This is a genomic window from Novosphingobium sp. Chol11, assembly GCF_945870625.1.
Taxonomy (GTDB): domain Bacteria; phylum Pseudomonadota; class Alphaproteobacteria; order Sphingomonadales; family Sphingomonadaceae; genus Novosphingobium.
This window is the reverse complement of record NZ_CAMBTS010000081.1, coordinates 1-14,644: the sequence shown is the minus strand read 5'-3', so window position 1 is coordinate 14,644 and position 14,644 is coordinate 1. Positions and strand designations below refer to the sequence as shown.

Annotated in this window: 8 protein-coding genes and 1 pseudogene; 6 read left to right on the top strand and 3 right to left on the bottom strand. The window is 62.0% G+C overall.

Annotation, left to right across the window (positions count from 1 at the left end; all coding sequences use genetic code 11):
• A pseudogene (locus Q0O40_RS12080) lies at positions 1-191 on the top strand (hypothetical protein); the annotation flags it as partial.
• Positions 184-1,794 carry an AMP-binding protein gene (locus tag Q0O40_RS12075; protein ID WP_295530073.1) on the top strand — a complete coding sequence of 537 codons (1,611 nt, stop codon included), beginning with the start codon at positions 184-186 and terminating at the stop codon, positions 1,792-1,794. The pseudogene Q0O40_RS12080 and the gene Q0O40_RS12075, both read left to right, overlap by 8 nt.
• Before the next feature lie 3 nt (positions 1,795-1,797).
• Here the strand turns inward: Q0O40_RS12075 and Q0O40_RS12070 are convergent, their stop codons facing one another.
• Entirely contained in the window at positions 1,798-3,030 is a 1,233-nt protein-coding gene (locus Q0O40_RS12070; protein ID WP_295530070.1) for a cytochrome P450, read from the bottom strand.
• Positions 3,031-3,045: 15 nt separating this feature from the next.
• Entirely contained in the window at positions 3,046-5,298 is a 2,253-nt protein-coding gene (locus tag Q0O40_RS12065) for a TonB-dependent receptor (protein WP_295530067.1), read from the bottom strand.
• A 125-nt stretch (positions 5,299-5,423) separates the two neighbouring features.
• Between Q0O40_RS12065 and Q0O40_RS12060 the strand changes: the two genes are divergently transcribed.
• From Q0O40_RS12060 to Q0O40_RS12045, 4 genes are all read left to right on the top strand, one after another.
• Positions 5,424-7,403, top strand: a complete 1,980-nt coding sequence (locus Q0O40_RS12060) for an NAD(P)/FAD-dependent oxidoreductase (protein ID WP_295530065.1) — start codon at positions 5,424-5,426, stop codon at positions 7,401-7,403.
• A gap of 339 nt (positions 7,404-7,742) precedes the next feature.
• Entirely contained in the window at positions 7,743-9,392 is a 1,650-nt protein-coding gene (locus Q0O40_RS12055; protein WP_295530062.1) for an ATP-binding protein, read from the top strand.
• A gap of 1 nt (position 9,393) precedes the next feature.
• Entirely contained in the window at positions 9,394-10,314 is a 921-nt protein-coding gene (locus Q0O40_RS12050) for a response regulator (RefSeq protein ID WP_295530060.1), read from the top strand.
• Positions 10,311-11,870 (top strand): sulfotransferase, encoded by a 1,560-nt coding sequence (locus tag Q0O40_RS12045; RefSeq protein WP_367183745.1) that lies wholly within the window; start codon positions 10,311-10,313, stop codon positions 11,868-11,870. The genes Q0O40_RS12050 and Q0O40_RS12045 overlap by 4 nt, the downstream gene beginning before the upstream one ends.
• A 53-nt stretch (positions 11,871-11,923) precedes the next feature.
• On the opposite strand, the gene Q0O40_RS12040 is transcribed toward Q0O40_RS12045, so the two are convergent.
• On the bottom strand, positions 11,924-14,482 hold the full coding sequence (locus tag Q0O40_RS12040; protein WP_367183744.1) for a TonB-dependent receptor: 2,559 nt from the start codon (positions 14,480-14,482) through the stop codon (positions 11,924-11,926).
• Positions 14,483-14,644 lie beyond the last annotated feature (162 nt).

Sequence of the window (14,644 nt, the reverse complement as noted above, 5' to 3'; positions counted from 1 at the left end):
AGAAAGGCCGCAAGAGCGGGGAATTCGGCATTCAGGACCCCTCGCGCACCGCCATCTGGGTCAGCGGGCTGCTGTCGTGGATCGCGCTGTGGTATCATGATAGCGGCCGCTGGTCGGCTACCGAAGTGGTGATGGATGCGATCAGCATGGTGATGAAAATGGTTGCGCCGGGGCGTCCGTACCGTGGCTAAGGCGCTGGCTTCGGCAGAATTGCCCGACCGCCGCGTCTGCGTGCTGCGATACTTGCTTGATGACTGGGCCGAGGCGCGCGGGGATCATGTCTACGCGGTGTTCGAGGACGGCACGAGCTGGACTTATGCCGAGCTGCGCGCGCTCGTGGTGGCCAAGGCCGCAGGCCTGCAAAAGCTGGGCGTGGCGCAGGGCGAGCATGTCGCGGTTTGGCTGCCCAATGGGCGCGAGGCGCTGATCACGTTCTTTGTAGTCAATTACCTTGGCGCGGTGTTCGTGCCGTTCAACACAGCCTATCGCGGCGCGATCCTCGAACACGTGCTGGCCAATTCGGACGCGGCGCTGCTCATCGCGCATGCCGGGCTGCTCGATCGGCTGGAGGGCATTGACCGGGCCGCCATCGCGCGCGTGATCGTGGTGGGGGAAAGCGCCGAGGGCAACATCGCGCCGCATATCGCTTACAGTTCGGTCACGGGCGAGGAAGCGGAATTGCAGCCACTGCTTCGGCCGATCGAGCCGTGGGACAATCAGGCGATCATCTATACCTCTGGCACCACCGGCCCGTCCAAGGGCGTGCTCGCCTCGTACCTCCATCTCTACACCAATGCCGGACCAGACAGCTGGCATTTCGTGACCGGCGAAGACCGCTTCCTTGTCAACATGCCGATCTTTCATATCGGCGGGCTGGGTCTGCCGTTTGTCACCTTGGCGCGCGGCGGCTCGATCGCGCTGATGGAAAACTTCTCGACCGAGGGTTTCTGGCCGTTTGTGCGCCGCACCGGCTGCACCGCGATCTTCCTGCTGGGGGTGATGGCCACATTTCTGATGAAGCGCGCGCCCGCCGCCGATGACCGCGACCACGGCGTGCGGCTGGCCTTCATGGTGCCATTCACGGCCGAAGCAGGGCCGTTTCAAGAGCGCTTCGGGATCGATGTCTACACCATTTTCAATATGACCGAGATTTCCTCTCCGATCGTTTCGGGGCCGAACCCGGTCAAGCCGGGGACTTGCGGTCTGCCGCGCCCCGGGGTCGAGGTGCGGCTGGTCGATGAGCATGACCGCGAAGTACCGGTGGGCGCGGTTGGCGAGATGATGGTCCGCACTGATCGTCCCTGGACGATGAACAGCGGCTATCACAAGAACCCCGAAGCGACCGCGCGCGCTTGGCGCAACGGCTGGTTCCACACCGGCGATGCCTTCCGCCGCGATGAGGATGGCTATTTTTATTTCGTCGACCGCGTGAAGGACGCCATCCGGCGGCGCGGCGAGAACATTTCATCGTTCGAGGTGGAAAGCCAGGTCATGATGCACCCGGCAGTGCGCGAAGCGGCGGTCATTGGCGTGCCGAGCGAGTATTCCGAAGACGAGGTGATGGCGGTGATTGCAGCCGTGCCCGGCGCGGTGATCGACTTTGCCGAGCTGGTCGCGTCTTTGGCGGAACGGCTGCCCTATTTCATGGTGCCGCGCTATATCCGCGTGCTTGATGAATTGCCCAAGACCCCGACCGCCAAAGTGATGAAAGCGCAGTTGCGCGGGGCAGGCATCACGGCAGACAGCTGGGACCGCGAAGCCAGCGGCATCAAGCTGCGCAAGGAAAAGCTCTAGCGGCTACCAGCTCGCATCAAGCCGGGTCAGGCCGCGAAACATAAAGCCCTCCTGCCGCCACTGCGCGGTCTCGAGGTCGATCTTCAGGCCAGGCAAGCGTTCCACCAACGCCGTCAGCGCAATCTCGCCTTCCAGCCGCGCCAACTCTGCGCCCACGCAAAAATGGATGCCACCGCCGAAGGAGAGGTGCCGGGGACCGCTGCGCTCGATATCGAAGCGATCCGGCTCGTCGAACATTTCCGGATCGCGGTTGCCCGCAGCGACCAGCGTCAGGATGCGCTCTCCCGCGCGCACCGTCTTCCCGCCCACCTCCGTGTCGCGAAAGGCGGTGCGATTGGTCCCGACCAGCGAACTCTCAAAACGCAGGATCTCTTCGGTAGCTGAAACGGCAAGTGCTGGATTGGCCACCAGTTTGTCCCATTGATCGGGAAAACGGGCCAGCGAAAGCAGCCCGTTGCCGATCATGTGCGCGGTTGTTTCAAAGCCCGCGCCAAACAGCCCGATGGCAACGGTCGCCATCTCATGATCGGTCAGCGGGCCATGCTCATCTCGCGCGTTGCACAAATCAGTGGCCAGATCGTCGCGCGGATCGAGCCTGCGCGCGGCAAACACCTTGCCGAAAAAGTCCTGAAGGAAATCCATCTGCCGATTGGCAAGGACCAGTTCCTCGGGCGAAAAGGCACGCATCTCAAACACCACGAACGAATCGGCGATGGCCTGGTTCAGCGCCGCCAGCACTTCGTCCGAAGCTTCCTCGGGCGACAGGCCGAGCATGTCGCACATGACCAATGTGGGGAAGCGATAGGCGAACTGGTGGATGACCTCCATTCCGCCTTGATCAACCACCGCGCCAAGCAGCCGATCGGCAATCGCTTGAACACGCGGCCGCATTTCCATCACGCGCCGGGCGGTCAGTGCCAGCGTCACAAGTCCGCGAACGCGAGTGTGGCGCGGCGGGTCTTGATACAGAAATATCTCCGACAACCAGCGATAGGCGGAGTGCGCCAGAACATCGAAATCAGGGCCATAGAACAGACGAATGTTCTGGATGAAATCGCCCTGCCCGAAATTCGTGCGATCCATCAGAACCGCACGAACATCGTCATACCGGGTTGCCACCCAAAATCCGAGCGGCGAGAAATGCATCGGATCGTTCTCGCGCAATGTCTTGAACAACGGATAGGGATCCAGCTTCAGCTGGGGATCCGTCAAATCAAACGTCACGCTTTCAGCCATGGCGCATACTCCAACTCAGAAGTTGATGCCCGCCGTCACGCCGTAAGTACGCGGCGGTGCGACCGAGCCCACCCGGACGCTGTTGAACAGCGGCGCGGTGATGATGTTGTTGGTCAGCACCAGCTGGTTGGTGAGGTTGCGGCCCCACACTTCAAGGCTCCAGCGCTTGTCCTCGCTGGTGTATTTCAGGCCCGCGCTGACCAGCGCATAGGCCCCTTGCGTCGCATCGGCATTGTTGAACTCGGTAAAGAACACCCGGTCCTGCCAGTTGACATCGCCGCGCACGTTGAGCGTGCCCGAGACGCCCAGCGGGATGTCATAATTTGCGCCCGCGCGGAACGAGAACTCCGGCGCATTCGACAACCGCTTGCCGGCAAGGCTCACCACCGCGAAACCTTGGCGATAATCGCCGCTGTTAAACTGGCGGTATTTCGCATTGAGATACGTGCCGAACAATTCGAGCGTCAGCCCCGGAGCAGGCTTGGCCCGCAGCTCGGCCTCAAAGCCATAATTGCGCGCCGAAGCCGCGTTCACCGTTGTGACCACGCTGGTGGCATCGACGAAGCCGACCTGCAGGTCGCTGTAATCCATATAGAACGCCGCCAGATTGGCCTGCAGACGGTTGTTCAGCGCCGCCGTCTTGAGCCCGATTTCGTAGCTCCAGACGTACTCCGGGTTGATCACATCGTTGCGCGAGCCGACATTGATCACGCCCGATTTGAAGCCTCGCGTGACCGAGGCATAGATCAGCGTGCTGTCGGTCGCCTGATAGTTCAGCGTCGCGGTGGGGGTAAACGCACTCCACGACTTCTGCTTGTCGGTAGGCACCACGCCAAGGAACTCGAACGTGCCGGTGCCCTGCCGCTTCTCATAGCTGAACCGGCCGCCCAGCGTGATCTTGAGCTTGTCGGTGACCGCATAGCTGCCCTGCGCATAAATGCCGAAGGCGTCGATCTTGACCCGGCCCTGCTGCAGATAGGCGCTGGTGTCGAACGTATTGGCGGGCCGGCCGAACAGGAGACCAAGGTTGGTCAGCGGCACGCGCACCGCGCCATAGAGGTCCTCGTTGAAATGCATCGCGCCGACCACGAGATCGAGCTTGTCGGTTTTGTAGTTGCCGACGAATTCCTGGCTGATCGTCCGGCTGCGCTCGGTATAATTGTTCTGGCCAAACAGATTGGCGTTCGATCCGTCAAGATCGTCGCGGTTGAAGCGATTGAACACGTGATACGAAGTGATCGATTTGACGCTCAGGTCGCCCGGGGTCCATTCCAGCGTTCCGGTCAAGCTCGTGCCGCGGCGCTGGTTGATCGGCTCCTGATCCGAATAGATGTTGCGCAGGTTCGCCTTCACGCCTTTGGCAGCGGCCACGGTGAAGAGCGACTGCCCGCCAAGCAGGGCGCCGAGCGCGTTTTCAGGAGCCACCGTCGGGCCGAAATAGTGGAACGCGTAGTTGTTGTCGCCTTCATGGAAATGCTCGGCCGAGATCAACGCGCTGAATTCACTCGACGGCTTGAACATAATGCTGCCGCGAAACGCATAGGCATTGCGATCGTCGATCTGCGAGCCGGTGAACTCGTTGATGCCAAACCCGTCGCGGCGATCAAACTTGCCCGAAAGCCGGATCATCACCTTGTCGCCGCCGCCGATAGCCCCGCCCACCGCGCCTTCGATTGCCAGCGTATTGTAGTTGCCATAAGTCAGCCGGGCATAGCCATCGAGTTCGGGCGTAGGCTTCTTGGTGATCAGGTTGATCGCACCGGCGGTCGCGCCGCGGCCATAAAGCGTGCCTTGCGGGCCGCGCAGCACTTCGACCTGTTGAAGATCGTAGAAGCCCGAAAGCTGAGCCGCCGGGCGCGCGATCTGCGCGCCATCTTGCAGGAAGGCGACGCCGCCATCTGCGCCCAGATCGATGCTGGTCAGGCCGATGCCGCGAATGAAGATACGGTTCACGCCGAACTGATCGCCGACCGAGAGATTGGGGATGGCCGAAGCGAGCGAGGCGACGTCCTTGATCCGGCCCGCGCCGATATCGGCCGACGAGATTGCCGTAACCGATGCCGCGACTTTGGAGAGCGCTTCGGCGCTGCGCGTGGCGGTTACGACGATGTCGCTGAGCCCGGTGTCCGGCTGCGCCGCATTCTCCGGGCTCTGCTGCGCCATAGCGGGCGCGGCGACGAGCGAGACGGCAACCAAACTGACTGCCGCGAACGCGCGAATAGAACCAGCCGCGCGCAGTGCGGAACTTTTTGCTGGAAACCCAACCATGACTCTCTCCCCCTAAGCGTGCTTTTGCCTGCACATTTTTATACTATCGCGTAGATATCTTGTAACATAGGTAGGTTGCAAGTTGTAAATCGCCGGGTCAGAAGATTGCAGGAACGGAGAATGGTGTGAACAAGGGCGATCAGGCGGCAGAAGGAACTTCGGCGCGCGCATCGGGCGGCGCGTCGGGACCGGGTCTTGCCGAGCTGGCGGGCGATCACGCGCAGATGCGCGCCGCGCTGGACGGCGCCGATGCCGCAACCCTGCTGCTCGTGCTGGTGCAATTCACTGGCGATCATGACCTGCTCGGCCGCGCGCGGCCCTTCATTGCAGGCCCGATGAATTACCACGAAACCATGCCGGAGGTGCTGCGCGCCGAGATTCGCGACCGGCTGACGGCGATCCTGATCGAATGCGCCGAAGGCAAAAGGCCGCTACCGCCGATCCCCGAAGGCGATGCGCTGCGCGCCATGCTGAGCACCGCCGCGGGCGAAGATGTCTCCGAGGACTATACCGCGATGATGCGCGAGGATCTCGATCTTGCCGAGCCCGATCCGCGCGACATGGTCTGGCACACGCTGCCCGCGCCCGCGCGTCTGGAGCAATTCCCGGTCGTTATCATCGGCGGCGGGATGTCCGGGGTTTGCGCCGCCATCCGGCTCAAGGAGGCAGGGCTGCCCTTCACCGTGATCGAGAAAAACCCGGCGGTGGGCGGCAGCTGGTATGAAAACTTCTATCCCGGTTGCGGCGTCGATACGCCCAACCATTTCTATTCCTACTCGTTTTTCCCCAACCACGATTGGTCGCACTTTTTCGCCAAGCGCGACGAGTTGTGGACTTATTTCGAAGACGCCGCCGATCACTACGGCATCCGGGATCACATCCAGTTTGGCACAGAGGTGATATCGGCGATCTGGTCTGACAGCGACAGCGATTGGACGCTGACCCTGCGGCGGGCAGGCGGCACGGAAGAACAGATCAAGGCCAAGGCGGTTATTTCTGCGGTGGGCGTGCTTAATCGGCCCAAACTTCCCGATATCGCCGGGCGCGATAGCTTTGCCGGAAAAGCGCTACACACCGCGCAATGGGACAATGATTTCGATTGGCGCGGCAAGCGTGTCGGCATGATCGGCACCGGCGCTTCGGGCCAGCAGGTCGGGCCGACGATTGCACCGGATGTCGCCAGCCTCACGATCTTCCAGCGCTCGCCGCACTGGGTCGTGCCCAATCCCAATTATTTCGCCGAAGTGTCAGACGGCATGAAATGGGCACTGGCGCATATCCCGTTCTTTGCGCGCTGGTATCGGTTCCAGCTGTTCTGGGCCTTTGCCGATGGCCTCCACGCGTCGCTCAAAGTCGATCCGAACTGGGATGACGGCGGCAAGTCGATCAATGCCAAAAATGCGCGCCATCGAGAATACATGGTGCGCTATCTGCGCTCCAAGCTGGGCGGAAATTCGCCGTTGCTCGATAAGGTGACGCCCACGTATCCCCCCTATGGCAAGCGCATCCTCATCGACAACAACTGGTTCGAGACGCTGCAACGCGGCAATGTCGATCTGGAAACGGGCCGGATCGCGCGGATCGTGCCCGAAGGGATCGAGACCGAGGACGGGCGGCGGATCGAACTCGACGCCATCATCTATGCCACGGGCTTTCAGGCCAGCAAAGTGCTCGCCCCGATGACGATCAGGGGCGTGGGCGGCAAAGACCTCCACGATTTCTGGGGGCCGGACGACGCAACCGCCTATCTCGGCACCATGGTTCCCGGATTTCCCAATTTCTTCATGCTGATGGGCCCCAACACCGGCCTTGCGCACGGCGGCAATGTGATCTTCATCACCGAATGCCAGGTGCGCTTCATCATGGCCGCCTTGCGCACAGTGATCGAGCAGGATGCCCATTCGGCCGATGTGAGGCCCGAAGTGCATGCCGCGCATGTTCGCGAGGTGGATGCGCTTCATGCCGGCATGGTCTGGACCCACAAGGGGCTGACCAACTGGTACCGCAACGATCAGGGCCGGGTCTTTGCTTTGCTGCCATACCGGCTGGTCGATTACTGGAAAATGACGCGAACTTTTGTCCCTGAAGAATACACAATCGCCTGATCAGGACCTGCAGGCTTTGCCAGGATCATTGCCCGCACGGCTGACGGATAGCGCAGATTGTGCCGCAATGACGCATTGACGGAGTGTGCAACCGCACAACCGCGCTGGCCGCTCCATCAGGTTAGACTTGAGGCGCTCGTCGTTGCAGTGCAAAAGCGCGAGCATCCTGTCGATTGAACAGTTCTTGTTGCCTGAGGGAATTATGTTTCCTGCGATGGAAAGACCCCTGCCGGATGGTAGGGCCCACGTGCGTTGGCGCAGCGGCGCGGCATATCAATTGCGTGTGACGCCCAGCGCACACACTGCGGGGTCTGCGTGACAGCGACGGCGGCTGGCAGAATGAGCGATGCCGCAAAGTGGCAGCGCCCGCTGGCCACTCTTTTGCTCGTGGCCGTGATCGCAGGTCTTGCGCTCCACTACGTGCAGGACTCCAGCGGTGTAGCGCCGCTGATGATGATTGCGGCGCTGCTCGTCGCCATCGGGGTCGTGTGGTTTCACGGGTCATCGGCACAAAGCGATGATGCACCGGAACTCGCAGCAGCGAACCCGGAGACGACATTGCGTCAGCTGGCCAAAGAGCGCGATGCGGCCATCGCGGCGAGCGAGGCCAAGAGCCGCTACCTCGCCAATGTCAGCCACGAGATCCGCTCTCCGCTCAATGCCATTTATGGCTATTCCCAACTGATGGAGCGCGGCACCACAACGGTGCCGCGCGACGCCGCCCGCATCATCCGCCGCAGCGCCGAGCATCTCAGCGATCTGGTCGAGGGCCTGCTCGATATCTCGCTGGTCGAGCATGGCCAGACCCGCGTGGCCAGCGACGTGGTGCGTCTGCCCGCGTTCCTTGAGCATCTCGAACAGATGTTTCGCCCGCAGGCAGAGGCCAAAGGATTGCGCTTTGTTAACCGGCAAAGCGGCCGCATCCCTGAATTTGTCCGCACCGATCAAAAGCGGCTGCGCCAGGTTCTGATCAATCTGCTCGCCAATGCGGTCAAGTTTACCGAGGAGGGCGAGATCGAGCTGGCGCTGTCCTTTGGCAGCGAAGTGGCGACGTTCGAAGTGCGCGATACCGGCCCCGGCGTTCCGGCGAGCAGCCGCGAGCGCATTTTCATTCCGTTCGAGCGCGGCACCGGCGCAGTGGCGCATGCCGAGGGTGCCGGGCTTGGCCTTGCCATCACCCGCGCCATCGTGCGCGTGCTTGGCGGCGATATCGATGTGCGCGATGCTGATGCCGAAAACGGCGGCGGCGCGATCTTCCGCGTTCGCCTGCTCCTCCCGGCGGTGACCGGGCACCGCGAGGCGGGCGCAGCGGTTGGCCGGATCACCGGTTATGAAGGGCCTCGCCGCTCCATCTTGCTGATGGACGACGATCTCAGCCAGCTTTCGTTCGTGCGCGCGGTGCTGGAAGACCTCGGCTTTGAGGTGGCGGCGGCGGCGAACGGCGAAACCGCGCTGGCGCTGGCCGAAGCGCAGGACTTTGATCTCGCGCTGCTCGATATCGCCATGCCCGGCCCCTCAGGGTGGGAAACCGCCTCGTCGCTGCGCGCGCGGCAGAAGGCCGAACTGCGCATCCTCATGCTCTCGGCCAATGCGCACGAGCGCTTCGGGCAGTCGGCGGGCGCGGACGGACAGCCTGCGAAAGGCGCAGCGGCGCACAACCAGTTTCTGGTCAAACCGATCGAGATCGGCGCGCTGATCGATGCGCTGGGCGACCAACTTGCGCTTCGCTGGACGCGCGAGACGGCAGCCGCAGAACCGGCACCTGCCGCCGCCGCTCCGGCCTCGGAAACACCGCTTGGGCCCGCTGCGACGGACCACATTGCCCGGCTGCGCGATTGCATCAAGATCGGCCATGTGCGCGGCATCGAGGCCGAGATCCGTGCACTCGAAAGCGCGGTGCCCGAGGCACAGATGCTGACCGGCTTGCTCTATGCCGATCTTGACCGATTTGACCTTGCATCGCTCGCGCGGCGGCTGGAGAAGCTTTGAGATGGATGCCGAGCCGAACCGCCGAGAAACCGTGCTGGTGGTCGATGACCAGCCAGATACGTTGCGGCTGATCACCGACACGCTCGACAGCGCCGGGCTCACCGTGCTGGTCGCAACGTCTGGTGCCGCCGCGCTCGATCTGCTGGCGCATGTGGTGCCCGATCTGGTGCTGATGGATGCGGTGATGCCGTTCATGGACGGGTTTGAGACGACACGGCGGATCAAGGCCAATCCCGCAACCGCGCATGTGCCGGTGATCTTCATGACCGGGCTGACCGAGAGCGAGCATGTGGTGCAAGGCTTCGAGGTTGGCGGGGTCGATTATGTGCGTAAACCAGTCAATGTCGACGAGCTGGTGGCCCGGGTGCGCGTCCATCTGATCCAGGCGCGCGCGGTTCAGGCCAGCACCGCCAGCCTTGATGCCACCGGGCGGCTGATGCTCGCCACCGACACGCGCGGCACGATGCTGTGGTGCACGCCGCTGGCCGAGCGGGCGATCATGCGCTTTGCCCCCGGCTGGGACCGCGAGCAGACGATGCTACCCGAAGTGCTGCGTCAGGCGGTCGAGCGGCTGCTCGCCCGCACTGACACGCGCGGTGCCAGCGTCCGGCTCGATCACGAGGAAGGCACGCTTGAGCTGGTGGTGATCGCCCAGTACCGAGAGAACGAGGTGCTCATCCGGCTGAACGCGATCAACTTGCGCGAGGATGCGGCGCGGCTGCAAGAGCGGCTGGGGCTTACCGAACGCGAATCCGAAGTGCTGCTGTGGATCAGCTACGGCAAATCGAACGCCGATATCAGCGATGTGCTGATCATCAGCCCGCGCACGGTGCAAAAGCATCTGGAGCGGATCTATGAGAAGCTGGGCGTGGAAACGCGCGCGGCTGCCGCAGCCATGGCGATCCGTTCGGACGATCAGTGAGCAGCAGTCCAGCCCGCGAAGCTTTGGCGCGCGACGATATGGCGGCGGTGCGGCGGCTGGCGCAAGGTCTGGCCGAGGCACCTGAAACAGCGGCCGAAGGCCGGTTCCTGCTCGGCATCGCCGATGCCAGCGAAGGGCGGATCAGCGCGGGGCTGGCCCATATCGAAGCCGCCATCACCTTGCGGCCAACCGCCGAGATGCTGGCGCAGCAGGGGCGCCTGCTGATCATGCTGCGCCGCGACGGCGAAGCGCGCGCTGCCGCGCAAGCTGCCGAAGACATGGGGCCGCAGGACCCGCTCACTTTCGATACGATCGGCAATATCCATACGCGGCTGGGCGATCATGAAGCGGCGCTGCGCTGCTTCGCGCCGGCGGTCGCGCGTGATCCGGGCAACACCGATTACCGTTACAACCTCGCCGCTGCGTTCGGCTTTGTCGGCCGCATCGCTGAAGCGGCAGCGCAGCACGAGATCATCCTCGCCGCCGCGCCGTCCAACGGCCGGGTGCACCACGCGCTCGCGGGCTTGGCCAAAGCCACCCGGGAGGCCAACCACATCGCGCGGCTCGAAGCCGTGCTGGCGCGCGGGCCCGCGCCAGATGATGGCTTGCGCATCCGCTATGCTCTGGCCAAGGAGTATGACGACATCGGCGACGCGGCGGCGTCCTTCCGCCACCTTTCCGCCGCGAACACGGCGCATAAGGCGCGGATCGGCTACCAGTTCGCAAGCGATGCCAAGACATTCGATGCCATCGAGGCAGGATTTCGCCAGCCCGGCTTTTTTGCGGGCACCAGCACCGTGGCCGACGCGCCGATCTTTATCACGGGCATGCCGCGCACCGGCACCACGCTGGTCGATCGCATCCTCTCCTCCCATCCCGATGTGCACAGCGCCGGGGAGCTGCAGGCGATGCCGCTGGCGATCAAGCAGCTTTCGGGCACGCGTTCGCGCATGGTGATCGATCCCGAAACGGTGGCGGCATCGGGCGCGCTGGCCCCTCAGGAGGTGGGCGCGGCCTACATGGCGCGCGCCGCGCTGCATCGGCGGCGGGACGACGGGCGGTTTATCGACAAGCTGCCCGCCAACTTCTTCAACATCGGCCATATCGCGCGCGCCTTGCCGCAAGCGCGGATCATCTGCCTCAGGCGCCATCCGATGGTTACGGTGTGGAGCAACTACAAGAATCTCTTTGCGACAACCTCGGCCTATTATGCCTACAGTTACGATCTTCTTGATATCGCGCACTATTATGCCCGTTTCGACCGGCTGATGGCATTCTGGGAGCACCTGCTGCCGGGGCGGGTTTGCCAAGTGCAGTATGAAGCGCTGGTCGCCGATCAGGAGGCCGAAAGCCGCCGCCTGTATGCGCATTGCGGGCTGGAATGGACCGACGCCGCCTTGGCTTTCCACACCAATACTGCCGCCGTCGCCACGCCCAGCGCAGCGCAAGTGCGGCGACCGATCTATGCGGATTCGGTGGCGAAATGGCGGCACCATGAAGCCGCGCTGGCCCCGGTGCAGGCATTTTTTGACGCGCAAGGCATTGCCTCGACATAAAAAAGGGGGCGGATCATGATGATCACGCCCCCTCCTCTCATCGTAACGCCTGCTCAGAACTTCAGGCGGCCCTCGACGCCGATCACGCGCGGGCGCGCAACCGATCGCGCATAGAAGCGTGAGAGCGTTCCACTCGGGGCAAAGCCAACGCGGCTGAGATCATTGCTGACCCCGGTGACGGCATACTTATTGAAGATATTGTTGGCGAAGAACGAGATTTCATAGACCGGCGTCTGATAGGTCAGCGATGCGCGGTTCATCACATAACCGGGCAGCTTCTCGCCTGCCCCGCGCCCGCCGACGCGCGTCAGGATGTCGCCGACATAAGTCGCGGTCCAATCGAAGATGGTTTTGTTGTCTCCCATCGGCAGCGTGTATGTTGCCGACAACGCGCCGGAATGCGCCGCAGAACCAGGCAAGCGATCACCGGCGAGAACATCAACTTTGGTGAACTTCGGGCGGTTGCTTGAAACAAGTGTATCGCGGACCTGGAGAAGATTGGGGACTCCCTCGGTCAGCTTCGCGTCGAGGTAGGAATAGTTTCCTCGCAATGCGAAACGGTCGGTCACATTTGCGTTGAAGGAGAAATCAACACCGCGATTGGTTGCCTTGCCGCCATTAACCGTAATGCCCACGGCACCGTAGAAGGTTTGTCCAGCAAGCTGGATACCGTCCCATTTCACATCGAATACAGACAGATTAAACGAGACGCGCTTGTCAAACAGCGCGGCACGAATGCCGATTTCAAGGTTCTTGGTCTTATCAGGGCCGAAGAACAGCTCATTCGGCAAAGCGCAGGTTTGTTGCCCGGGTGGCAGTGGGTTAGCGCAAGCACCCGCACCGGTGTTGGCACCACCGAGACGATATCCTGTGCTGTAAGTAGCATACAGCAATATATCATCTGAGAACTTATACGAGGTGTTCGCCTTCCAGACGACACCACCGGATTGTGCTACTCCTGACAGCGACGGGATGTCTTCATCGACTGTTACTGCGCCAGTAAAATACGGAGTGGTAGCACCGCCGCGGCTGGTAACATCATAATGATAATACCGCAGGCCGCCTGTCACTTGCCATTCAGGAGTGATCTTGAAGCTGGCCTCGCCGAAAACGGCTTGTTCAGTCCGCTTGCTGCGCCCAAATGCGGCATATTCATTGTCGTCCGGGGTCGGAGTGGCACCGTCGGCCATTGCGACGTCCGACGCGCCATACCCGGGCACATACTCGCGTCCAGAAGTGGTAACCTTTGATTGGTTGAAGAAGCCACCGACCACCCAGCTAAACGGGCCACCGTGCGCCGAAACGAAGCGCAGTTCCTGATTGATTTGCCTGGTCCTGGCGTAATTCCGGTTAAATCCGACGAACTGGGGCCAACTATCATAGGCATAGTCGAGATCTATCAGCAAATCGGTAACATCTGAGGAACTGCGGTTGGTCGTCTCGGTAAAGGCCGTGGACGATACAACCGTCATGATATCAGCCAGTTGCGCTTCCATTTCGAGCGAGAGCAGATACGATTGCCGGTTCGATGGCTCAAGGACGCGCCATGGGCCTTCATACCGCCCCTCGCCTACAACACCGGCACCATTGGCTTGGCGGCCATTGGTCTTGGTCTGCTGGTAAACGAACGACACATAGGCCTTGAAGTCGGGCACGGTCAGGCCGAGCTGATTACGCGTGGTAAACGTGCGCTCGAAATTGACGTCCTTCTGGCGGGTAAAGTTCGCGTCCTGCTGAGCAGCGGTGCCAAGCGGATTTGATACCGGGCCGGGCTGGGGCAGCGAAGTGCCGATCGTCTTCACTGCATAGGGATAATCGATAAAGCCGGTGTCGAAATAGTACCCAGTAGCCGAGCGGAACGCGAGCACATCAGAGATGATCGGCAGGTTGAGCGCGCCGTCGATGACATAGCTTGCCCCGTCGCCGTTGTTCACGTTGTAAAGGCGGCCATGAACATAGCCGCTGACCTTCGAAGCATCGGGCCGCTCAGGAATATAGCGGATCGCGCCGGCCAGCGTGCCTAGGCCATAAAGCGTGCCTTGGGGCCCGAGCAGCACTTCGATGCGTTGCAGATCGATCAGCTTGAAATCGAGATAGAGCGGAACTTCGCCAAGGTAGGTGCCAATCGCGTTGTTGGCGTTGTCAGCAAATGTGCTCGTGTCGTCGGCGGAAAGACCGCGCATGACGATTGTACCCGCGCCGCGCGGCCCCGTGTCGGTGATCGTGATGCCGGGGACGAAAGCGCCGAGATCGCGGACGTCGTTCAGTCGCTGCGATTCAAGCGTAGAGGCGCTCAGCGCGGAAATATTGATGGGAACATCGGCAAGCGAGGTATCGCGGCGTGTCGCCGTCACAACGATCGTTGCGTCATTCTCTTCTGCGGCTACGTCGGCTGGCAAAGCATCCGCTGCCAGCGCGGGGCTTACCCCCAGCATGGCTGTCGCCAGAATGCTTGCAGAAAGCAGAGTCGCTTTGCCCCGGAAAAGCGACGTCATAGAATTTTCCCCTGAACCATTGGAATCAAACGCTGTTTGTTCCCCCTCCCGGCATCGTTGCGGCTTGTACGCCCCATACGAAGCTCGACCGTTATGGTGAGGGGGGTGGAGGGCCAATGAGCCGTTTGACGTATGCGCGGTGTCCTTGAGGGCACTGTGTGATATGTCAGCAACAGATCAGGTGCTGCATTCAAGCAGCGTGCGCCCCGGCACAGGCCGGGGGTCGCAGTCGGTCAAAACGACAGGTCAGAGCTCACAGGCTTGAGATCTCTGCTTTAG